This window comes from Flavobacterium resistens (assembly GCF_900182645.1).
GTDB lineage: Bacteria > Bacteroidota > Bacteroidia > Flavobacteriales > Flavobacteriaceae > Flavobacterium > Flavobacterium resistens.
Genome location: NZ_FXTA01000006.1, coordinates 294,052 through 317,901, shown reverse-complemented (window position 1 = coordinate 317,901; position 23,850 = coordinate 294,052). Strand labels below are relative to the sequence as shown.

At 34.1% G+C, this 23,850-nt stretch carries 14 protein-coding genes; 4 read left to right on the top strand and 10 right to left on the bottom strand.

What is annotated here, in order from left to right; translation table 11 throughout:
• Position 1: 1 nt before the first annotated feature.
• The 9 genes from FN795_RS20220 to FN795_RS20180 all read right to left on the bottom strand — a co-directional run bounded on the left by FN795_RS20220 (position 2) and on the right by FN795_RS20180 (position 17,794).
• Entirely contained in the window at positions 2 to 2,290 is a 2,289-nt protein-coding gene (locus tag FN795_RS20220) for a GH92 family glycosyl hydrolase (RefSeq protein WP_262711394.1), read from the bottom strand.
• 122 nt (positions 2,291 to 2,412) lie between these two features.
• A complete protein-coding gene (locus tag FN795_RS20215) occupies positions 2,413 to 4,689 on the bottom strand; it encodes a GH92 family glycosyl hydrolase (RefSeq protein ID WP_142452293.1) in 2,277 nt (758 codons plus the stop codon).
• A 97-nt stretch (positions 4,690 to 4,786) separates the two neighbouring features.
• On the bottom strand, positions 4,787 to 6,775 hold the full coding sequence (locus FN795_RS20210; RefSeq protein ID WP_244290016.1) for a beta-mannosidase: 1,989 nt from the start codon (positions 6,773 to 6,775) through the stop codon (positions 4,787 to 4,789).
• Positions 6,776 to 7,196: 421 nt separating this feature from the next.
• On the bottom strand, positions 7,197 to 8,714 hold the full coding sequence (locus FN795_RS20205) for a SusD/RagB family nutrient-binding outer membrane lipoprotein (protein WP_142452292.1): 1,518 nt from the start codon (positions 8,712 to 8,714) through the stop codon (positions 7,197 to 7,199).
• Positions 8,715 to 8,730: 16 nt separating this feature from the next.
• Complete coding sequence (locus tag FN795_RS20200) at positions 8,731 to 11,820, bottom strand: SusC/RagA family TonB-linked outer membrane protein (RefSeq protein WP_244290015.1); 3,090 nt, start codon at positions 11,818 to 11,820, stop codon at positions 8,731 to 8,733.
• A 288-nt stretch (positions 11,821 to 12,108) separates the two neighbouring features.
• Positions 12,109 to 13,119, bottom strand: coding sequence for a LacI family DNA-binding transcriptional regulator (locus FN795_RS20195; RefSeq protein WP_142452290.1), 1,011 nt, complete (start codon positions 13,117 to 13,119; stop codon positions 12,109 to 12,111).
• A gap of 196 nt (positions 13,120 to 13,315) precedes the next feature.
• Positions 13,316 to 14,284 carry a type I phosphomannose isomerase catalytic subunit gene (locus tag FN795_RS20190; protein WP_142452289.1) on the bottom strand — a complete coding sequence of 323 codons (969 nt, stop codon included), beginning with the start codon at positions 14,282 to 14,284 and terminating at the stop codon, positions 13,316 to 13,318.
• A 29-nt stretch (positions 14,285 to 14,313) separates the two neighbouring features.
• Positions 14,314 to 16,416: a glycoside hydrolase family 97 protein gene (locus FN795_RS20185; RefSeq protein ID WP_142452288.1), complete on the bottom strand. Its 2,103-nt coding sequence runs from the start codon at positions 16,414 to 16,416 to the stop codon at positions 14,314 to 14,316.
• Positions 16,417 to 16,558: 142 nt separating this feature from the next.
• Entirely contained in the window at positions 16,559 to 17,794 is a 1,236-nt protein-coding gene (locus tag FN795_RS20180; RefSeq protein WP_142452287.1) for a PQQ-dependent sugar dehydrogenase, read from the bottom strand.
• Between the two features lie 213 nt (positions 17,795 to 18,007).
• On the opposite strand from FN795_RS20180, the gene FN795_RS20175 reads away from it, so the two are divergent.
• The 4 genes from FN795_RS20175 (at position 18,008) to FN795_RS20160 (ending at position 22,743) form a co-directional block, all read left to right on the top strand.
• Entirely contained in the window at positions 18,008 to 18,901 is an 894-nt protein-coding gene (locus FN795_RS20175) for a dienelactone hydrolase family protein (RefSeq protein WP_142452286.1), read from the top strand.
• A 90-nt stretch (positions 18,902 to 18,991) separates the two neighbouring features.
• Positions 18,992 to 19,708: an AAA family ATPase gene (locus tag FN795_RS20170; protein ID WP_142452285.1), complete on the top strand. Its 717-nt coding sequence runs from the start codon at positions 18,992 to 18,994 to the stop codon at positions 19,706 to 19,708.
• 179 nt (positions 19,709 to 19,887) lie between these two features.
• Positions 19,888 to 22,071, top strand: coding sequence for a tetratricopeptide repeat-containing sensor histidine kinase (locus tag FN795_RS20165; RefSeq protein WP_142452284.1), 2,184 nt, complete (start codon positions 19,888 to 19,890; stop codon positions 22,069 to 22,071).
• 30 nt (positions 22,072 to 22,101) lie between these two features.
• A complete protein-coding gene (locus FN795_RS20160) occupies positions 22,102 to 22,743 on the top strand; it encodes a response regulator (protein ID WP_142452283.1) in 642 nt (213 codons plus the stop codon).
• 189 nt (positions 22,744 to 22,932) lie between these two features.
• Here the strand turns inward: FN795_RS20160 and FN795_RS20155 are convergent, their stop codons facing one another.
• Positions 22,933 to 23,850, bottom strand: a complete 918-nt coding sequence (locus FN795_RS20155; RefSeq protein WP_142452282.1) for a PorP/SprF family type IX secretion system membrane protein — start codon at positions 23,848 to 23,850, stop codon at positions 22,933 to 22,935.

The window sequence follows — 23,850 nt, the reverse complement described above, 5'->3', positions numbered from 1 at the left end:
GTTATTTTGAATTTGAATAAGAATATGGAAAAGCGTCTTTAGAAGTTCCTCTTTGTAAATTAGGTTCTGCAGACATATCAAAATTTAATTCGCCTCCTTTTAAAACATCAAAATGATTGATGTAATTTTTTGAGTAAGAAGCATTATTCCATTTTAAATCATTTACATATTTATTGGTTTCTGAATTTTTTGAAGCGTTTATAATAAGCTGTTTTCCGTTTTCTAAATTCAAAGTCAGCTTTTTAAATAACGGTGCTCCCAAAACATATTCGTCGGTTGCCGGACAAACCGGATAAAATCCCATTGCTGAGAAAATATACCAAGCCGAAGTCTGACCGTTATCTTCATCGCCACAATAACCGTCTGGAGTTGGCTTATACAAACGATTAATAACTTCTCTTGACCAATATTGCGTTTTCCAAGGTTGGCCTGCATAATTGTACAAATAAATCATGTGCTGAATTGGCTGATTTCCATGTGCATATTGCCCCATATTCATAATCTGCATTTCACGGATTTCATGAATAACCGATCCATAATAACTGTCATCAAAAACAGGAGGCGTTGTAAAAACAGCGTCTAATTTATCTGTAAATTTCTTTTGTCCGCCCATTAAATCGATCAAGCCTTGAACATCATGAAAAACACTCCAACTGTAATGCAATGCATTTCCTTCTGTAAAAGCATCTCCCCACTTTAGCGGATTAAAATTTGCAGGAAAACTTCCGTCCTTATTTCTACCGCTCATCCAGCCGATTGACGGATTATATAAGTTTTTATAATTCATCATTCGTTTTTCGAATAAACTGATTTCTTTTTTTGGACGATTTAAGGCTTTCGCCAATTTCCAAATCGCAAAATCATCGTAAGCATATTCAAGAGTTCTAGCCGCATTTTCGTTAATTTTTACGTCATAAGGAACGTAACCAAGTGTATTGTAATAAGAAACTCCTTTTCGTCCAACTGCTTCCAGAGGACCTTCATTATTTGCTCCGTGTACTAAAGCTTCGTACAAAGTATTGATGTCGTAACCGCGTAATCCTTTAATATAGGCCTCAGAAACTACAGAAGCCGAATTATTCCCAACCATTACATTTCTGAAACCAGGGCTTGACCATTCTGGCAAAAATCCACCTTCTTTGTAATCGTTGATCAAACCTTCCTGCATTTCTTTATTTATTGAAGGATAAACCAAATTCAGTAATGGATATAAAGCGCGGAAAGTATCCCAAAAACCAGTTCCTGCATACATATATCCCGGCACAACATTTCCGTTGTACGGACTGTAGTGAACTGTTTCTCCTTTTGCATTTATTTCATATTGCTTTTGCGGAAAGCAAGTTGCGCGATATAAGCATGAGTAAAAAGTTTTTAATTGATCAGCGTCGTTGCTTTCTACAGTTATTTTTCCTAAAACTTTATTCCATTCATTTTTAGAAGCCGCAACGGTTTCGTTAAAAGAAGCATTTCCTAATTCTTTCAAATTAAGTTCTGCCTGTTCTGGACTTATAAATGATGAAGCCACTTTTACGTTTACAATTTCACCTTTTTTAGTTTTAAAACCTACAACTGCTCCTGCGTGATTATCTTGCAATTCCAGTTTATCTTTTTCTAAACCTTTGTCATTCCAAGTCGAATTTGATGCAAAAGGTTTGTCAAAAACCAATATAAAATAATTTTTAAAATTAGTTGGAACGCCTCCACTATTGCGCGTTGTATAACCGATAATTTTATTTTCTGAAGGAATAATTTTGATATATGATCCTTTATCAAATGCATCTACAACAATTGAAGATTGTTCATTTTCTGGAAATGTTATTTGAAAATGCGCTGCTCTTTCTGTCGCTGTAATTTCTGTTGTAACATCATAATCGGCTAAATAAACACTGTAATAATATGGTTTTGAAACTTCTGCTTTATGACTAAACCAACTTGCTCTGTCCGCTTCCGCGAAAGCCAATTTACCCGTCACAGGCATAATCGAAAACTGACCGTAATCATTCATCCAAGGTGATGGTTGATGCGTTTGTTTAAATCCTCTAATTTTTTCGGCGGTATAAATATAAGCCCATCCGTCACCCATTTTTCCGGTTTGTGGCGTCCAGAAATTCATTCCCCAAGGTCTGCAAATCGCTGGATACGTATTTCCATTAGAAAGACTATGTAACGATTGTGTTCCCATTAACGGATTTACATATTCTGCGGGATCAACGGTTTTTACTTGTGCATTAAGAAAAATGCAGCTTTGTAATACTCCTAAAAAAATTAAACTCTTTAGTTTCATAATTATATTTTTTTGCTTTAAGCTCTTTAAGCAATAGGCTTTAAGCTTAAAATTGTGACTCAATAATAGGTGATTCTATACTTGCAAAGTCTACAAAACCTTGCCTTAAAACTGAAATTGAAAACTTCTTAAAGAGGTCTGTCTGATTTCTTTACTCCAAAAGTTGCTGATGGTTTACTTCCCATAAACAATTTCAGCTCTCCTCCTTTTACAATCATTTCTTGCGTAATATATGATTTTGTATAAGGTTTTCCGTTGTATTCCGCTTTTTGAATATAGATATTCGTTGCACTATTATCAATTGCTTTTATTGAAAATGAAATTCCCTTTTTATGATGAATTACTGCCGAATTTACAAGAGGACTTCCTAAAACGTAAACTCCATTTGCAGGATTAACCGAATAAAATCCCATTGAAGATAAAACATACCAAGCCGACATTTGTCCTAAATCTTCATTTCCACACAATCCATCAGGTTTTGTCGAATAGAATTTATCATCGATTTCTCGAATTAATTTTGCTGTTTTCCAAGGTTGTCCGGCAAAGGCATACAAATACGGAATATGATGATTTGGTTCATTTCCTTGTGCATATTGACCGATTAAACCGCTGATATCTGGCGAAATTTCTTCTCCTTCTACTTTATCAGTAATTTGAAAAAGCGAATCTAATTTAGCCAAAAATTTACTTTCACTTCCAAATAAATCAATTAAACCATAAGGATCCTCAGGAACAAGCCAAGTATATTGCCACGCATTTCCTTCAACATAATCATCTTTACGATGCGCTGATGAAAGCGGATTAAATGGTGTTCTCCAATTTCCGTCAGTCAATTTACCACGCATAAAAGTGGTTTCTTTATCAAAATAAAGTTTGTACAAATTGGCTCTTTTTGTGAAGTAATTATAATCTTTAGTCTTGTTTAAAGCTTTTGCCATTTGTGCAATGCAATAATCATCAATGGCATATTCTAAAGCATTTCCAACAGTTTCCAGCATTTTATCAGCAGGAATATATTGCAGTTTTTGAACATAATCCATTCCGTCACGCGTTTGCATGGCCGTTTTCTTCATTGCTTCATACGCCAAAGCGACATCATAATCGCGGTATCCTTTTAAATATGCATCAGCAATTACAGCAATCGAATGATTTCCGTTCATTGTATTGGTTTCGTTGCCCATCAAATGCCAAACCGGTAATCTTCCTTGCTGTTGGTAAATTGCCAAAAATGATTTTACAATATCATTAATTTTATCTGGCTGTGTTATTGTATATAATGGATGAAGTCCGCGGTAAGTATCCCAAAGTGAGAAAGTCGTGTAGTTGGTGAAATTTGCTTTTTTGTACACTTTTTTGTCCGTTCCTCTATAATCTCCGTTGGCATCATTAAAAATTGAAGGAGCAAACATGGTATGATACAATGAAGTATAAAAAACTTTCATTGTTTTATCATTTCCTGTAATCTGAATTTTATTTAATTCGGCGTTCCATTTTGAAGAAGCTGTTTTAACCGTTTGATCAAAATCCCAATTCGGAATTTCTGCTTTTATATTTGCGGCAGCGTTTTCAGCACTTACTGGAGAAATTCCAACTTTTACTAAAACTTGTTTATTTTTTAAGATTGCAAAATCCAAAACTGCTTTCATTTTTAGACCTTCGCCTTCATTTCCGTTTATAGCAGTTTTATCATCGTATAAAGCTAAATTCGAAATTGGTTCAGAAAATTCCATTGTAAAATAAACGCGTTGATCTGCTGCCCATCCAGCTGAAAAGCGATATCCCGCCAATGTAGTTTCATTTATTTTTTTAATGAATGTTTTTACAGGTTTATCCCAACCAATTCCGTCTGCAAGATCTACTAAAACGTGATTATCATTGGCAGAATTAAAAGTATATTTATGAAAACCAACTCTTTCGCTTGCAGTTAATTCGGCTTTGATTTTGTATTTATCCAATAAAACACTATAATATCCTGGTTTGCTTACTTCATTTTCATGCGAAAAATATGATCCGTAACCGTTTACCATATCTTCTTTTGTTCCTTTAAACAAAGGCACTTTTCCTGAAACAGGAAGCAAAAGAATATCATTTAAATCTCCAATTCCAGTTCCGCTTAAATGTGTATGTGTAAAACCTAAAATAGTATTACTCACATAATTATAACCACTACACCAATCCCAGCCTTCAAAAATATTTACAGGTCCCAATTGAACGGCTCCAAAAGGAACATTGGCCCCCACAAAAACGTGACCGTGACCCGCGGATCCAATCAACGGATTTACATATTGTGTATAATCTGAAGTTGTTTTTTTTGCTTTCTTTTCCTGTGAAATTGCAGGATTAGCAAAAAATAGATTTAAAGCTAAAAAACCGCTAAAAGCTATTTTGGTATATTTTGTAAACATATTTTTTAGATTCTAAGATGCTGAGATGCTAAGGCTCTAAGTTTTTTCTCTAATTTTTCTTAGAGACTACGAAACTTGACAACTCAATAACTTTTAATTAATATTTATTCAAAACCTCAAATAAAGAATAAACCTTTATTTCTGGTTTTATGATTTTCCCTTCAAAAGTGATCGTTTTTTCTTCTCCTGGTTTTAAATCGAAGTAATTATCACTCCATTTTCCTGTATAGCCTTTTATGGAAACATTTACATATTTAGCCAACTCTGACGCTTTTAAAACTACTTTATTTCCTTTTATTTCCCAAGTAATTTTTGGGTCTTCCAATTTCAAATTAATCGGGCGGGTTAAATCTATTTCTGGCGTTTTATCATCTCTATAGGCTTCTTTCATAGCGTACCAAGCGGCTTTTGGCTGACGATCGTAATAATCGGTTACGCTCCAGCTTGCTACCGGCCAGCAATCATTAAGTTGCCAAACTAAAGTTCCCATATTATAAGGCGCTTTTGAACGATGAATTCCGATAATATTCTTCAGTGAATAATATTGCAGACATTGTGTGAGGTACGTATAATCCTCAACACTCATTTTCTTAAGTTTTGCCTCATTTATAAAATATCGATTCAAATACGAATCTAATTTCATGAATCCTTTACCTGCTTTTTGATGCGCTTCTAAAATATCAGAATATAAATATCGGTCTTCTGGTAACGTAATTCTTTCCATTGAAGAATAATTTGGCATTGCCTGCATTCCGTATTCGCTCACAAAACGGCCTGTTTTATTCTGAACTGCTTCTACATCTTCTAATCCCCACCAAGTTCCCCAATAGTGGCTGTCGCCTTCTGTTAGACTTTCAGGTCTTGACCAGTGAAATCGTGGCGAAGAACTAATATACGGGCGTTTATCATCAACTTCTTTTACCCATTTTGGAATACTGTCTTGAAACAAACGAACATAATCTTTCCATAAACGAGTCGAATCTTGTTTGGACATATTCATGCTTTTTTGCCATCCCCAGTTTTTAAAAGCTTCATCAGCTTCGTTGTTACCACACCACAAAACAATACTTTTATGATGACGGAGACGCTTTACCTGATATTGAACTTCTTTTTTTACATTGTCGAAGAAAGCATCATCTCCCGGTACCATTGTTCCGGCGAACATAAAATCCTGCCAAATGTAAATTCCGTTTTTATCACATAAATCGTAGAAATAATCATCTTCATAAATACCGCCTCCCCAAACACGAAGCATATTCATATTGGCATCTTTAGCCATGCCAATTACTTTTTCGTATTCTTTTTTGGTTACTCTTGAAAGAAACGCATCAGAAGGAATATAATTGGCGCCTTTCATATAAACTGGCTTTCCATCAATTTTAAAAAAGAAAGTTTTTCCAAGATTATCCGGCTGTTGAACCAATTCTATTTTGCGATCCAGGACATAGGGTTTCTCTGGCGCTTTTTCGTCATAAACTTCTAAACGAGGTGTTTTCCAAATACCACAAGTGGTGAATTTTGGCCCCCAATCCCAGCCGAAATGATATTGCGCTTTACGTACATAAGCACGAGGGTTGTCCGGAATTACAAAAGGAAGATCTTTTTTTGCCAAAGAATCAACAACATTTTGTGCCGATTTGAAAACAACAACCAAATCATTATTTCCTGATTTCAAAAGTTTTTTTACATCAACTCGCCATTGACGAAACATATTATCTGCTTTTAAAACTTCTTTATTATTTAGATAAACAGTTGCGTAAGTATCTAATCCGTCAAAAACTAATTCGGCGTTTTTCTTTTTTAAAAGTGTTGGCGAAACCTGAAAAGTGGTTTTGTATTCCCAATCTTTTTTCTCAATCCAAACCAGTTTCTTTTCATTATCTCTGTAAAATGGATCCGGAATTGTTTTATTATTCAACAAATCAGTATGGACTTCGCCGGGAACTGTCGCCGGAAACCATTTTTCGGTTTTGGTCTCACGAAATTGCCAACCCGTTTTTATATTTATATTTTGGGCATTGGCAACAAATGAAAAACTTGCTGCACAAATGCCCAAACACCAATAAACTCTCTTTAAATGTTTCATTTTTACTGAATACTAAATTATTATCGAATCAAATTGATTGCCGGCAGTTCGAGAAGTGCAATTGACCGCAATTGCGCTTCTCTTTTAGGTTTACATTTTAGAATAAAAGCAACTAACAAAATATTCAGAAAAATTTTCCCTTTTACGGCTGCCAAGCTTAGTTTATTTTAGATTTCTGATTTTAGGTTCATAACTCTTAAAAATCCTTACCATCCTAATTATATTCTTTTGAAAATAATCTCATCTTTTTCAGCAAATTTTTATCGTCTGCGAAAAAAATGATTTTGAAAACTGGAGAATAATTTGATGATAAAACTCTTCTAATTTAGTGAAAATCAAAATAGAAATTAAAAAATAAGCCGGGAGGAGGTACAGGTATTCCTACCCGGCTTAATTCAACTAACTAACCAATATTTAAAAACTATTGTTTATCCCACCAAATTCTGGTTGTCATTAAATCCAACCCTTGGCGCGAAATTGCTTCTTTGTAATTTACAGCATTTGTGATTAATTCTGACTGATCATAAATTAATCTTCTTGGAATTGTTCCTTTAGTTTCTCCTGTAGGATCATTTACAGGAACTAAAACTGGATATCCAGTTCTTCTGTATTCAGAAAATGCTTCAAAACCATTAAATAATAATACAATCCATTTTTGAGTAATAATCTGCTCAATTTTTTGTGCTTCAGTTCCGGCAGCTTTAAACGGATTTGCTGTGATATAAGTATTGTACTCAGCAAGTGAAACTGCAGGCACTTTGTCTCCAAAGATTACCAAAACTTCCATAGCTGCTCTAACTCCGTCTTCATATAATTTTTGAGCTGTTCCGCCAACATTCCAGCCTTTTACAGCTGCTTCTGCCAAGATGAATTTAACTTCAGCATAAGACATAATCAAAGTTGGAGCATCTAAACGTAATACTGTAGAAGTATTTGGATCTGAAAACAGTTTTTTGTCTCCTCCAGGAAATTCTTTTGCGTCATTAGCAAGACCTTGCTGGCTAGCAGGATTATTGTTTCCTGTCGCTTCAAGTTTAGCGTAAATTCTCAAACGAGGATCATTACTGTTTTTCAATAAATCAATAAAGGTTTTGCTGTATTTTGTGTTAGCATCTCCTCCATTTAAATCATTTCTAACCCAAGATGAAGTAATTGGATTTGTTTTAACTCCCTGCGGTCCTGCATCATGTTTTAAAACAAGACTGTCATCGTTTGAAGTAAAAACACCTTTTGTAACTGCTTTTTCAACATATTGCTTTGCCTTTGCGGGATTTACTTTCGACAAACGCATTGCTACTCTCAACATTAAAGAGTTTGCCAGTTTTTTCCATTTTGTTACATCACCTTGGTAATACAAATCGGCATTGCCTACAAATGCTTTGTTAGCATCTAAAGCATCTCCAGCTTCGTCTAATTCTTTTAAAAGGTCATTGTAGATAGCTTCTTGTGTATCATATTTTGGGGCAAAAATATTTCCGTTATATCCTTTTCCGGCTTCGAAATAAGGAATTTCACCATAAGTATCTGTCAATTTTTGGAACAAGAAAACCTTCATGATTCGGCATGCCTGAATCGTATTTGTATTATCCGGAGCGTCTTTTATAACAGACATCAACTGAAAAATCTGGTTTAATCCTTTTCCGTATGATTCTCCAAAAAGAGAACCTGAATACTCAGAAGAATAAGTGTATTTTGAACCTGGTCCTCCTAATGAAGAAAAGTGCTGTACAATTTGAGCTGCATAAGCATTGTTTCCTCTTGTGTTTGAATAATCCTGTCCGTCAACATAAATTTCAGCAAGTGTGAACATTGATTTTACGGCCGGATCAGTCAAAGCATTTGGATTCGTATTCATTTCTTCGAATCCTTTGTCACAGCCTGCTAATGTCATTGCACTAACAATTGCGACACAAAATATTTTTATATATCTATTTTTCATCTTTCAATTTTTATGATTAGAATTTGACATTAAGCGTTAAACCATAATTTCTTGTCAAAGGCATAGAAGCTCTTTCAAGACCTTGAGCATTACTATTAGAATAGTTAGACTCTGGATCGATATTTGGCACTTTGTCATAAATTGTCCATAAGTTATGTGCAGAAAATGCTAAACTGATAGATTGAAATGGAGTTTTTTGCAAATATGTTTTTGGGAAATTATAAGCAAAAGAGATCGCTCTTAGCTTAACAAAATCAGCATCGTAAACAAAATTTGATGTTACATCACTGTAGCTTCTCCAGTAATCGTAAGCAGAAACTGTTGTGTTTACAGCATTTCCGTTAACGTCTTTTCCTGATACTGCGATTCCGCCTTCACGACCTGGAAGTGTGATTTCTGATAATCCGTAACGAGTTCCTAACTGGTTTGTAGCAGAATAAATTTCGCCTCCAAATTTCGCATCAACAAAAACTGAAAGTGTAAAGTTTTTATAAGAGAAATCATTTGTAAGTCCCATTGAAGTTGGTGCAACACCTTGACCAGCAATGATTAGATTTCCTCTCATGAATTTTCCATTTGTATCAAGAACAATGTTTCCGCTTGCATCTCTTAAATAATCATACGCTTTGATTACTCCAAAAGGCTGTCCTTTTTCTAAAACTACAGAAGCTCTAGAATCTCTGTTTCCTTCCAATGATTTTGTTGTAATTTTATCCGAAAGACTAATTACTTCACTGTCATTGTAAGCAAAATTATATCCAACACTCCAAGAGAAACTTGGTGTTTTAACTGCTTTTAAATTCACAGCAAACTCCACCCCTTTATTCAGGATTTCACCAACGTTGATTTTTGTTGTTCTGTAACCAGAAGCCTGAGAAATATCAGCATCAGCAATATCGTTTGTTGTTCTTTTTTGGTAGAAAGTTAAATCTGTACTTAATCTGTTATTGAAGAAAGTATTTTCGAAACCAAATTCGATTGTACTTACATTATAAGGTTTAAGGAATTTGTTTGGAACTGTTTCTCCATTAACACCTAAAATTGGTTGTCCTTGAGAATCTGTTTGCCCGTCTGGCGCAGTGTAAGTCAATGACAAAGCATAAGCATCTGGCAAAGCTCCTCCTACATTACCCCAACCTGCTCTGAATTTTCCGTATGACATCCATTCTGGCATATCAATAACTTCAGAATAAATGAAACTTGAACTTACAGATGGGTAAAAAGTGCTGTTGTTTGATGGATCTAAAGTAGAAAACCAATCTTCACGACCTGTTAAACTTACATATAAGAAATCTTTGTATCCGATATCAGCAGAATAGAAAAGAGAATTTACTTCACTTTCAGAAAATAATTTTTCTGTTTTATCCGGCTGTGTATTTCCATAGAAATATTTGAATGGAACAATAAAATTATTTCCTTTCATTTTGATTCCACTATATCTGTTGTGTTGACGGTTTGCTCCAACAAAAGCATCTAATGAAAGATTTTTTACGATATCACCTTTGTATCCTAAATAACCAGAAGCATTGTACTCTGTACGACCTTCTACTCTGTTTTCGTAAGATCCTCCAGGATTATAGTTTATTCCAGTAGGCTCGATTTCAGTATATTCATAATTAATATCGTCAATACCAATAACACCTTTAGCATAAATTTTTTCTGTAATGTTATAATTCACTTTTGCAGAACCAATGAAACGTTTTCTAAGGTCGTCATTTAAAGGCTCCTGAGTAGCAAAATATGGATTTGTATGATATGTGTTTGCACCAAAATAATCTGCTTCACCACCGTTAGCATCATAAGCATCACTAATCCATCTGATGTCTGTTCCCGGCGTCATAAAAGTGGTTGGGAAAGAAGGATTTCTAGGCGAATCGTTCAAATAAGGTCGGTTATGACTTTTCTCTGTAATATATTGCGCATTAGACTCAATACTTATTTTTTTGTTTGGAGCCGAATTCAAGCTTAATGCCACGTTGTTTCTTGCGAAATTTGTTCCAGGCATAATTGACTCATCTTTAGTATTTCCAAAAGATAATCTGAAATTAGTTGTTTCATTACCTCCAGAAACCGCTAATGTATTACTGAAAGAATATCCGTTTCTGTAGAAATTTTCAACATTGTCTTTTCCATATGCTTGGTAAGGTCTTGTTTTTCCGTCAAGCGAAAGAGAAGGCGTTCCGTCATATTTATCTCCCCAAGCAAAATAGTAAGAATCTCTAAGTTCCTGCAAATCGCTGAATCTTGTAGCAACACCGTTTACAGGCGCTCCCGCTCCGTATTGATCTTGCCAATGCAAAAGACTTGCTGGTGTATTGAAAGTAGAATTTGTACTGAAATCTACTCCTAAACCAGTTCCGTTTTTACCTTTTTTTGTCGTAATCAAGATAACACCATTTGATCCTCTGTAGCCATAAAGAGCAGAAGCAGCACTACCTTTTAATACTGACATAGAAGCAATATCTTCTGGATTGAATGACGACATTCCGTCTCCTTTATCAGCTCCACCCCACATGTTAGCATTTCCTTGTTGGCTATTATCAATCGGAATACCATCTACAACATACAACGGCTGGTTTAATCCAGAAGCCGAAGTTGCTCCACGAATAACCACACGGCTTGAACCAGAAGGTCCTGTAACCGGCGCAGAAACGTTAACCCCGGCAATTTTTCCCTGAAGGGCATTTCCTAAGTTAATTTCTTTATTCTTTGTAAGGTCATCTCCTTTCAGTTCTCCAACTGCGTAACCTAAAGCTTTCTTTTGTTTTTTAACTCCAAATGAAGTTACGACAACATCTTTTAATTCTTGTGCATTTTCGATTAATACAACCGAAACTCTGTTTTCGTTTTCCTGAAGTACTACTGATTTTGTTACAAAACCGATAGAAGATACATTAAGTGTAACCTTACCTTCCGGAACATTCATTTTAAATCTCCCCTCAGCGTCAGTAACTGCGCTAAATGGTTTTCCTTGAACCTCAATGGATGCAGCAACAATTCCCTTGTTCTCTGCATCAGCAACTATGCCTGTTATTAATCGATTTTGCGCAACAGCACCAAGGCTGCTTAACAATACCATTCCTAACACTGCTAAAATTCGTTTCATAAGCATTTTTTTTGGTTATTTGTTTTGATTTTTGTTTGTTTTAACGTGATTGTTTTTAATAATTAGTAATAAATTCGAACTCAATTGTAATAGGCACTTAAAGATCTCCACCTTTAAATACTATGCTTTATAATTTTTTGCTACTCTCCAAAAAATCAATATTTTATATCGAAAAAGACAAATTCTAATCAGATCTATTTTTCTAAAATTTTACTAAAACGATTTAGTAAAATGAGTAAAAAAAAACGAAAACGTTTTCTTTCTTTTTATTTAATAACATCGTAAAAATTAAACCGATTCTCTAATAATCAAATTTCCTTTTTTCAAACTTTTTTCAACTTTAAATGTTTCCATATCCGTCATCTGACTCATTAACAATTGTATTGATTTAATTGCAATATCTTCAATTGGCTGTGCAACAACAGTAATTGTAGGTGTATGCAATTTAAAACTGTCATGATCATCAAAACAAATTACCGAAATATCTTCAGGAATACTGATCCCTATTCTTCTAAAAGCCTGAAGGCCCGCAAGTCCCATATAATTTGCTAAAAATAAAACAGCATCAATGTCTGGATTCTTTTCAAAAAAATTCACAATTGCTGCAATTCTACCTTCTTCATTACTATGGTAATCAATATGAAGAACAAGCGTTTCATTGTAATTTCCATTTTCTTTTAAAGCATCTCTGTATCCATCCTCCCTTAGTTTCATCTGAACCATTTCAGAGGTACTATTGACAACGGCAATATTTTTACAACCTTTGTTAATCAAGAATTTTGTTGCCGAGTTTGATGCTTCATAATTATCTACAACCACATGACTTACTCGCTGTCCTGGAAAATATCTATCAATTAAAACAACCGGTTTTTTCAGTTTTAAAAGCAGATCAATTTTCTCTTCCAAATTTTTAGTCGGCGTAATGATAAAACCATCTACATTTGCTTGTAAAAGACTATGAATCAATTCCTCAGAACGTTCATCGTCATCACCGGTACTACAATAGAAAACCCTGTAATCGATATTTTTTGCTTCATCTTCAATTACTCGCGCCAAATCAGCAAAAAACTGATTCGAAATATCTTCTACTATAAGACCAATTGATCTTGTTTTTCCAGTTCTTAAACTGGTTGCAATCATACTAGGTCTATAATTCAGACTTTCAGCAACATCCTGCACTTTTTTAATAACCGCTGCACTAATGCCCATTTTCTCTCCCTTACCATTAATAACAAAAGATACCGTAGATATAGAAACTTCAGCTTCTGTAGCAATATCTTTTATAGTTATTTTTTTCATTGAAGAAGTTAATTTTTTTATTAAGCGGTTATTAATTATTTCACAAATATATATTAAAAATGATTACTAAAACGATTTTGTAAATATTTTTTTGAATGAATCATTTTTTTAGAGTTAATATAACATATATTCCTCAGTATTTACAAGGTTTATATGCTATATTAATTTTTTCTACTGAAAATTGAATGCTCTTATTTTATGAGATAAATACTTCTAAAATTGAAGCTGTTCCCTTTACTGTAAAGGTTTTTACTGCTGCCGGAATCAAAATTGTATCTCCTTTTATATAAGAATAAGTTTCACCTTCGATTTCAATTTTAAAACCACCTTCTGTACACATGTAAACGGTAAAAGTCTCCCCTGATTTCGAAAAATCAACTTCTCCGTCAAGCGGAATAATATTGGTGGTAAAATAAGGACAATCGACAATAACATTTGATTTATTTTCGACTTTCTCGTAATTTTTATACGTATGAACTTTACTGTAATTAATAGCGTCTAATGCCAAATCTACATGCAATTCACGTTTGTTTCCTTCTGCATCTGTTCTGTCAAAATCGTATAAACGATAGGTTATATCCGAGGTTTGCTGAATTTCGGCCACAACCAAACCTGCCCCTATCGCATGAACTGTTCCTGTTTCCAGAAAGAATACATCGCCTGCTTTGGCTTTTACATCATCTAAAATCGAAACCAAAGTTTTATTGTTTAGATTTTCCAAATATTCTTCTTTGCTTGAATCTTCTTTAAAACCAACAATAATTCGCGCATCCGTATCAGCTTGCATTACGTACCACATTTCAGTTTTTCCAAATGAATTATGGCGTTCTTTAGCCAATTTATCATTAGGATGCACCTGAATTGAAAGATCTTCTCTGGCATCTAAATACTTAAAAAGTAGCGGAAATTGCTTTCCAAATCGGGCATAAACTGCAGTTCCTAAAATTTCATTTGGAGCATCTTCAATTAATTCTGTTAAAGATTTTCCTTTTAAATAACCGTTTATTACAACACTTACATCACCTTCAACTGTTGATAATTCCCAGCTCTCACCTGTAATAGGAGAAACAATTGGTTTATTAAGAAGCGTTTTTAATTTTTCTCCGCCCCAAATTCTTTCTTTCAGAATTGGTTCAAACTGTAATGGATAAATTATTGTATTCATATTTAAATGTTTAATTTTTTTTTTAATTTCTATTTTATCGAAATGGCCACTCCCCCGCTAGAAGCCAATTTTTGTTTCAATTTACTTTTACTATTTACGGTTATTTTCCGAATGTTATACGACTGCGGATTTGTTTTATAATCAGCTGTTTTGCCATCTTCATAAATAGTTGCTGTAAATGATTTTCCTGCCGGAAGAAAACTAAAATCGATCAAAGCTGTACGTGAATTTTCATCTGTAATGCCACCCACAAACCATTCTTGTTTTCCCTTTGTTTTTCTTGCAATTGTAATATAATCACCAGGTTCAGCTTCCAGAATATAGGTTTCATCCCAATCTAAAGCAACGTCTTTAATAAACTGAAAGGCATCTTTAAATCGGATATAATTTTCAGGCAAATCAGCTGCCATTTGTAACGGACTATACATCGTCACGTACAATGCCAATTGTTTCGTAATTGTTGTACTCAATTTATTTTTCTTAGATCCGTAAACTGACAAATCACCTTGAAATATTCCTGGCGTATAATCCATTGGACCACCCATTAATCTTGTAAATGGCAAAATAGTAGTATGATCTGGATGAATTCCTTCCATAGACTCAAATTCGGTTCCTCGCGCCGATTCCTGAGCAAACCAGTTTGGATATGTTCTGTGTAAACCAGTTGGACGAACCGCTTCATGTGAATCTACCATAATTTTATGTTTTGCTGCCTCAGTTGCTACATAGGTATAATGATTCACCATTTGCTGTCCGTCATGATGTTCTCCTCTCGGAATAATTGGACCAACATATCCTGTTTTTACAGCATTATAATTATTGGCGGTCATGAAATCTAAGGCATCATTTAGTTGTCTTTCATATTCTGAAGCTGAAGATGTAGTTTCATGATGCATAATGATTTTTATCTTTTTTTGCTTTGCATATTCGCTTAGTTCTTTTACATCAAAATCTGGATAAGCTTTTGTAAAACTGTAAATACGCTCTTTTTTAAAAGCTGTATTATCTTCCCAGCCTTCATTCCATCCTTCAACCAAAACAGCATCAAAACCATTTGAAGAAGCAAAATCAATATATTCTTTGACATGCTTGGTATTTGCTCCGTGCGTGTTATTTGGCTTTAGTTTAGAAAAATCAGTCTTGCCAATTACTACATCCTGATTATCCGAATAAGCCCAAGTCGATCCGACTCCTGTAAAATATTCCCACCAAACACCAATATATTTTACTGGTTTAATCCACGAAACATCTTCAAAACTGCAAGGTTCATTAAGATTCAATATCATTTTTGAAGCCAATATATTTCGGGCATCGTCGCTGACAACAACTGTTCTCCAAGGTGTAAAACTTCCTGTCTGAATATATCCTTTATTGCCCACTGCATCGGGAACAAGATGTGAACTTAATGAAAAAGTTTTATCGTTCACATTCAGACACATTGCCGGATAATTTTTTAAAGCTGCTTCGTGAATATTAATATAAAGCCCCTCATTAGTCTTCATCATCAGCGGTGTCTGTGTCGCTAAATTTTTAATCGTACTTTGCGCGGCTAATGGTACATGTACGGCATCATAAACTAAAGCTTGCATTTCAGATATTTTTGAAGTCGTATAACTGTATTCGTTTGTGTCATAATCGCCCGGAATCCAGAAAAGCTTATGATCTCCGGTTAGATTAAATTCGGTTGTTTCTTCCTGAATTATAAAATGTCGCAAATTTTCCTGAACAGGAAATTCATAACGAAAACCTAATCCGTCATTAAACAAACGAAAACATACTATTAGCTTTCTTTTGCTTTTTTCCTGCTCTAACGAAATTCTCATTTCATTATAATTATTCCTGATTTCTTTTTGTTCTCCAAGAACGGGTTGCCAAACACTGTTTTCCGATTGAAATTGAGAATCAGTAATCTTAAAATCTTTATTTAGCAAAATATCTGATTTCAGAATAAATCCCATTTTACTTTTATTCAATACTTCTTTTCCTTTAAAATCCAAAGAATAAACAGGGCTTCCAGCTGAATCTAAATGAAATTCCAACTTCAAATTTCCATCAGGTGATTTTAATTCTTGTGCATTTGTAAACAGGTTTAAAACAAAAATAAACAGACAACTAAATAATATCTTCTTCATGTAAAGTAAAAATAAAAACATTCCTAAATCGATTTAGTAAAAGTAATAAAATTTATAAAACTCAAATACTTTATTTCAAAAAAAAGATTTTGCATTAAAAAAAAAGCTGCTGATTTTTTATTCTCAACAGCGTTTTTAGCTTTTATTTCTTGTCAATTTTATAGAGTCGGCCTTGATCTGTTACCGCATAAAGCGCACCATCATTTCCTTGTGTGATATCACGAAAACGTTGATTTTCTGAAACCAATAATCGTTCTTCTCCTACCACTTTATTATTTTCAATTGCCAGCCTTACAATATGCATACCGCTCAATGCCCCTATAAATAAATTATTTTGCCATTCCGGAACACGATTTCCAGTATAGAAAGTCATCCCGCTTGGAGAAACAACTGGATCCCAATAGTAAACAGGCTGTTCCATTCCGCTTTGCTGCTGGATTCCTGCTCCTACTTTTTCACCACTATATTCAATTCCGTATGTGATCGTTGGCCAGCCAAAATTTGCGCCAGCTTTTAATCTGTTGATTTCGTCACCACCTCGAGGACCATGTTCGCTTTCCCAAATTTCTCCAGTTATTGGATGAAGTGCTAATCCTTGTGGATTTCTATGTCCAATACTGTATAATTCCGGTAAAGCTCCAGTTCCTGTGAAAACAGGATTTCCAGAAGCAGCCTGACCTTCTTTCGTTAATCGTACAACTTTTCCAAGACCAGAAGAAACAGATTGTGCCAATGGACGAGTTTCTAAAACAGAGCGTTCTCCTGTACTTACAACAAGATTTCCAGTTTTATCAAAAAGAATTCTTCCTCCATAATGCAAATTACTAGGATTTGCAGGTTTTGCTCGGTAAATTACCGTTACTCCTTCAATCGTTTTTTCATCGGTAGAGAGTTTTCCTTTGGCTACAGCCGTATTATTTCCTCCTGTAGTCGATTCAGAATAAACCCAATAAATCATTTTATTTGATGCAAAATCCGGATCAAGACATAAACCAAGTAAACCTCCTTGCCCTGAAGCATTAACAGCAGGAAGTCCGGTAATAGGACTGCTAACAACACCTGCAGTGGTTACAATACGCATTTGTCCCGCTTTTTCTGTAATTAAAAGTCGGCCATCAGGAAGCATTTTTACGCCCCACGGACTTGCCAATGCACTTGTTACCACAACTCCTTCATAGCTCGTATTTGTTTTGATTCCGCCAATTCTAGTTTGCCCCGTAAATGCAGGCGTATAAGCACTATTTGGAGCATTTGTTTCTACTGGATCTGTAGCTGTTCCTGGATCTGCAGGATTATCTTTATCATTAGAACAACTAGAACAGCTTAACGACATAAAAAATATCAGAGAAAGCGCAAGTGAGCAGGTTATTTTTTTCATCTTATTTGATTATTTAAAATTTAAAAACAGTTTTGGGTTAATGTTATCCAAATTTCCAAAATAGAAATCAGAATACTTTACATAATTTACATCAGAACTTATACAATTATATATAACGTTGATAGTGTGCACTGTATTTCAAAACAAGTATGAATTAAATCAACTTTAAAAGTAATCATTTTATTTCCTACATTAGTTTTAAAATTAAAAGCTATGAATAAATTAACCAAAGAAGATATCAGTCAGGAAGTATTTGATTTATATGATGATTATGCTCACAATAAAATTGACCGCCGAATATTTATTGAGAAATTATCCATTTTTGCGGTTGGGACATTGACACTTCCGTCGCTTTTGAGTTTTATGACACCTAATTATGTTGACAGCATTTTAATTCAGCCTACAGATCCCAGATTAAAAACCGGTTATATCAATTATGATTCCCCAAAAGGAGGCGGAAGCATAAAAGGACTTTTGTCACAGCCAGCAGAAACCAAAAAGAAGCTTCCAGGAATAATTGTCGTTCATGAAAACCGAGGCCTAAATCCTTACATTGAAGATGTGGGAAGAAGAGCCGCAATTGAAGGTTTCATTACACTTGCGCCAGATGCATTATCACCTTTAGGCGGTTATCCAGGCAATGATGATGCCGGAAGAGAGTTGCAAAAGAAACGTACCCGCGAAGAAATGCTCGAAGATTTTATCGCCGCTTTTGAATATTTAAAATCGCATAAAGACTGTAACGGCTATATAGGTGTTGTTGGGTTTTGTTTTGGTGGTTGGATTGCTAATATGATGGCAGTTAGATTACCTGATCTAAAAGCAGCAGTTCCGTATTATGGCGGGCAACCAACTGCCGAAGAAGCAGAAAAAATCGTCACTCCGTTAATGCTGCATTATGCAGGTCTTGACACGCGTGTAAATGATGGCTGGTCAGCTTTTGAAGCAATTCTCAACAAAAATAAAGTAGAACATACTGCTTACTTTTATGAAGGAGTAAATCACGGTTTTCACAACAATACAACACCAAGATATGATGAAAAAGCAGCGACATTATCATGGAAAAGAACGATTGATTTTTTCAAATTAAAGCTCAAAAAGAAATAAAATATAATCATCTAAAAATCAATTTTATCTATAACATTTGGTGCGAAAGTATTACCAAATAAGCTTAATTTTGCACCAAATAAAATTCAAATGAATCTGTACGAGCTTACCGTAAACGATACCGAAAAAATTGCGATTCAGGATTTGTTTTTCAGTCCTGAAAACAACGCAGTTTTAGAACAGACTATAAAGGAGCATCGTTATATTAACGAGCTGAAAAAATACAATCTTCAGGTTGACAATAAAATATTGCTTCACGGTCATTCTGGCTGTGGCAAAACTACTACTGCAAAAGCCATTGCAACCGCTTTGAACAAAGAAATTATTATTGTAAATCTCAGCACAATTATAAATGCCAGAATTGGTGAAACGTCTAAAAATGTAAAAGCACTTTTTGATAAAGCGGCTCGCGAAAACGCAGTTTTGTTTTTAGATGAATTTGACCAAATTGCCAAAAGCCGTGAAAACGACGACAAAGATGTTGCCGAAATGAAACGTCTTGTCAATACTATTATTCAGTTAATAGATTATTTTCCTGCAAATTGCCTGCTCATTTGTGCAACTAATTTTTATAATAGTATTGATTCTGCCTTATTAAGACGTTTTCAGATTAAACTGAATTTCGAAATGCCAAATAAAAGTCAATTAGATCTTTATTACGACAAGATTCTAAATGAATTCCCTATTCATTTTCAAGATATTAAAAGAAAATATGGGATTTCGTATGCCGAAGTAAAAGATTATGTGAACACTACGATGAAAGGTTTAATTATTGCCGAATTAGAAGTTTTGCAGAAACAATTCTAAACTTTTCTGTTTTACAGAAATTATATCACAATTTAACCCAAAAAATTGAATTAAAATCAAGTCTTTTTTAATCCTTTTGTAGTACTTTTAAGCGCTAATTAAAATTTTGTAATTTCTTATAAATCCCAAATTTACAAGACTTTAACCCTGCTCTATTTTTTAGAGCTCAAATTAAGATTATGGCAGTTTATTTTAAAAGACTTCATTTCTGGATGTTCTTGTTCTTTTCTTTTTCTGCGCTGGCACAGCTTGAAAACGGAAAGAAAACACTCGTGCACAAAAACACTGCCTTAAGCCCCGAAGAAAAAAACATTAAAGCCCTTTATGCTTTATACAACAAAGGCGACGAAAAAAAAGCCTATTTAAAAGCACATTCACTATTAAAATCTTCATCCAGCAATAGATTAATTGCTTCAGCAGATTTGCTTTTGGCTTATTATTTCAACAAAAGAGCGCTTGTAGATTCTTCACTTTATTATACCAGACAAGCTTTAAAATTCAATACAACTGTCAATGATTCGCTCAAAAACAGGCTTTATGGTTTGAGTTATAATTTAATGGCCATCAATTACAAAAAACGCGGTTTATTCGAAGAAAGTAAAAAGTGGCACATTAAAGGAATTGAAGTTTCTCAAAAATACAACGAGAAAAATCTGTATTACACGCACACACACGGTTTGGCAAAGACGTATGCTGATTTAGGCGATTACAAAAAAGCGCTCGAACTTTTTAAAAAATGTCTTGAATACAAAGAAGATGAAGAAATTATTCTGGGAAGCTGCATAAACATTGGCGATATTTATTCGGACATGAAAGAATATGATAACGCTAATTCGTATTATAAAAAAGGAAAAACACTTTGCGAAAAAACCAATAATAATCAAGGAAGAGCTGTTATTTTACTTGGTCTTGGAGCAAATTATCAGCTACAGCACAAACTTGACGAAGCCTTGAAAATGTATCAGGAAGCGGTTGTGATAGCCGATAAAGGTGAATTGAATCAGATTGCGGTGATTGCGCGCGGAAATGTTGCTGATATTTATATTGATCAAAAAAAATACAACGAAGCCAAACTCATTTTTTCTGAAGGAATTCAGAAAGCAGTTCAATTTGGTTTTCTGCAAGATCAGGTTCATTTTTATGATGAACTTCAAAAAATTGCTGTTCTGCAAGACGATTATAAAAATGCTTATAATTATCTGGGAAAATCAAATCAGATTAAGGATTCTATCAATAAACTTCAGAAAATAAAAGAAATCAACGAACTCGAAATCAAATACAATACTTCTGAAAAAGAGAAAGCTATAAAACAATTAGAATTCGAAAATGAAACTAAAAAACTGACTTTGGCTAATCAAACCGAAGCGCTAAAAAATATGAGCCTTCGTGAGGAAATTACGAAGAAAATAAATGAAAATACGATCTTATTTTTTCAGAATTCAGCCGATAAAAAACGAAATGAAATTAATCTTCTAAAAAAAGACCAACAATTAAAAACACTTGAAATTTCGCAACAAAAGAAAAACAGAGCTTTTACTATTTTAGCTTTTCTGATTATTTTAATTCCGATCGCTGGTCTTTCATTTCAATACCGAAATCGCCTGAAAAATCAGCGTTTGCTAAATGCTAAACAAATTGAAATCAGTACACAAAGGATAAATGGGATTTTGAAAGATCAGGAATTGAAATTGATAAAAGCTTCAATAAGCGGGCAAGATAAAGAACGTGAACGCATTTCGCAGGAACTTCACGATAGTATTGGTGGTAATTTGGCGGCGATAAAACTGCAGCTAACCAACCTCAACGAATCAAATTTATCCAATGTTGAAAACCTCAACTCACAACTCGATGAAACATATCAACAGGTTCGCAATTTGGCGCATAATCTGATTCCGAAGAAATTCAGCAATCATAAATTTTGTGAAGTTTTAGAATCATATCTGAAGAATATCAGCGAAGCCAGCAGAATTAAAATTTCGTTTACGACTTATCCAAAAGCAGAAATAAATGCGATGGATGAAACGATTCAGATTGAAACTTTTAAAATTGTTCAGGAACTTTTAACCAATACCATAAAACATGCAAAAGCCTCAGCTGTTGAGTTGCAGTTCAACCTCATCGACAATTCTTTGAACATTTTATTTGAAGATAATGGCGTTGGATTTAATACCGAAAATTATTCCAGAGGAATCGGATTTATTAATTTAGAAGCCAGAATTGCAAAACTTGACGGAACTTTCGCTTTGGATTCAAAACTCAAAAGAGGAACAATTGCTAATATTGAAATTCCGATTTTAGATCATTCAAATGTCAAAAAAAATCCTGTTCAGGGAATTCAGATAAAAAATCAGCTTATTACTTAAACTGATTTTAACCCCAAAATGCCACTTAAAATGAAAAAAATTAACCTGCTTATTGCCGATGATCACACCATGTTTTTACAGGGAATTGTTTCTTTATTGGAACAGGAATCTGAAATAAACATTGTTGGAAAGGCTATAAACGGAATTGATGCGTTGGAAATTATAAAAACCAAAAAACCGGATTTGGTCATTCTCGATATCAGCATGCCGGAAATGGACGGAATTGAACTGAGCAAAATTTTGAAAAAAGATTTTCCAGAAGTGAAAATTTTGATTGTAAGCACGCACAGCAATGTCAAAATTATTTCACGATTAATCAGAATTGGCGTAAATGGTTATTTACTAAAAAATGCTGAGAAATCTGAATTGTTAAAAGCAATTCATAGTATCGCTTCGGGTGAAAATTATTTTTCAGAAGAAACAGAAGAAAAACATTTGGCAAATCATTTAAAAATTGAAAAACAAGTTTCTATTTTAACTGAATTAAGTTCACGCGAAAAAGAGATTTTAGTTTTAATTGCCCACGAATACAATACAGCCGAAATTGCCGAAAAGACTTTTATCAGCTTAAATACTGTAAATACGCACCGCCGTAATTTACTCTCAAAACTGAATGCGAAAAATACGGCGGGCCTTGTAAAATATGCGGTAGAAAATGGTTTAGTCGATTAAATTTAATCTTTTAGAGGTTCTATTTTTATTCTACACAACGTTTTGTCATTTCGACTGAAAGGAGAAATCACACGCGAAATTCCGAACAGAAGATCGCCAATTTTTGTCGATTAACTAGTGCGATTTCTCCTTCGTCGAAATGACAATATTGTCCTTAAGATGGGGCTTTAAGAGCCAAACGATTTAATTTTATTCAAATCCATCACCAAATCTATAATTTAAAACCAAACCAAAAGTATCTGGAATCACGACATTTTCAAATGATTTATTGTACGTGCAAATGATTCTGAAATTTTCATTCAAATGAAAACCTGCCAAAAGATTTAATGTGTTTGATGAGCGATATCCACCTCCAAATTCCAGTTTATTTTTATAATTCACCAAAAGATTAAAATCGGCCTGAAAAGGTGCTCCTTCAACATATTTCAATAAAACACTTGGATTGATCAGCACTTCTTCAAAACGATTTGTGAAAAATCGGTAGCCAAAATAGCTGTAATACACATTTTGCAAATTGGTGTTGTTTTTTGAATTGAACGTGCTGCTCAACACATTTGGCGCAGAAACTCCAAAATAAATAGCATCTTTATTATATAGAAAACCAAGTCCGACAGTTGGTGTAAAACTGTTTACATTTTCCTGAAATTCAGGATCATTTTCCAAACCTAATTGCGTTAGGTTTTCATTGTAGATCATTGCTCCAGCCGTAACTCCAAACGAAATAACATTTGGATCGTACGCCCACCATTTTCCGTATTTATAATCAGAATCAAATTTGATTTTATAAGAATATGAGCCAAAAAAGGAAGTTGTATTGGTTACTCCAATCTGATCGTGCGATATTCCGGCAGCCAAACCCACTTTTTCTGACCACGACAATGTATTTATGGAAATATCAAAATTCTTCGGACTTCCATCAACTGAATTAAAATAGCCATTTGTTGTCATCACAATATCTGTATCCGAATAATAACCTGCATGCGCCGGATTGATTAAAACTGCATTGTAATTGTAACTTGAAAAAACTGGCGTTTGCTGTCCGTAAGTGCCATCTATAAAAATGATTATGATGAATAATGCAATGAATACATTCAATTTATTTTTCAT

Bases quoted from the DNA above. Each gene is read 5' to 3' on its own strand.
- FN795_RS20190 (WP_142452289.1), bottom strand. From the start codon at position 14,284: ATGAATACAATAATTTATCCATTACAGTTTGAACCAATTCTGAAAGAA.
- FN795_RS20180 (WP_142452287.1), bottom strand. From the start codon at position 17,794: ATGAAAAAAATAACCTGCTCACTTGCGCTTTCTCTGATATTTTTTATG.
- FN795_RS20165 (WP_142452284.1), top strand. From the start codon at position 19,888: ATGGCAGTTTATTTTAAAAGACTTCATTTCTGGATGTTCTTGTTCTTT.
- FN795_RS20155 (WP_142452282.1), bottom strand. From the start codon at position 23,850: ATGAAAAATAAATTGAATGTATTCATTGCATTATTCATCATAATCATT.
- FN795_RS20215 (WP_142452293.1), bottom strand. From the start codon at position 4,689: ATGTTTACAAAATATACCAAAATAGCTTTTAGCGGTTTTTTAGCTTTA.
- FN795_RS20170 (WP_142452285.1), top strand. From the start codon at position 18,992: ATGAATCTGTACGAGCTTACCGTAAACGATACCGAAAAAATTGCGATT.
- FN795_RS20160 (WP_142452283.1), top strand. From the start codon at position 22,102: ATGAAAAAAATTAACCTGCTTATTGCCGATGATCACACCATGTTTTTA.
- FN795_RS20205 (WP_142452292.1), bottom strand. From the start codon at position 8,714: ATGAAAAATAGATATATAAAAATATTTTGTGTCGCAATTGTTAGTGCA.
- FN795_RS20210 (WP_244290016.1), bottom strand. From the start codon at position 6,775: ATGAAACATTTAAAGAGAGTTTATTGGTGTTTGGGCATTTGTGCAGCA.
- FN795_RS20175 (WP_142452286.1), top strand. From the start codon at position 18,008: ATGAATAAATTAACCAAAGAAGATATCAGTCAGGAAGTATTTGATTTA.
- FN795_RS20195 (WP_142452290.1), bottom strand. From the start codon at position 13,119: ATGAAAAAAATAACTATAAAAGATATTGCTACAGAAGCTGAAGTTTCT.
- FN795_RS20200 (WP_244290015.1), bottom strand. From the start codon at position 11,820: ATGAAACGAATTTTAGCAGTGTTAGGAATGGTATTGTTAAGCAGCCTT.
- FN795_RS20185 (WP_142452288.1), bottom strand. From the start codon at position 16,416: ATGAAGAAGATATTATTTAGTTGTCTGTTTATTTTTGTTTTAAACCTG.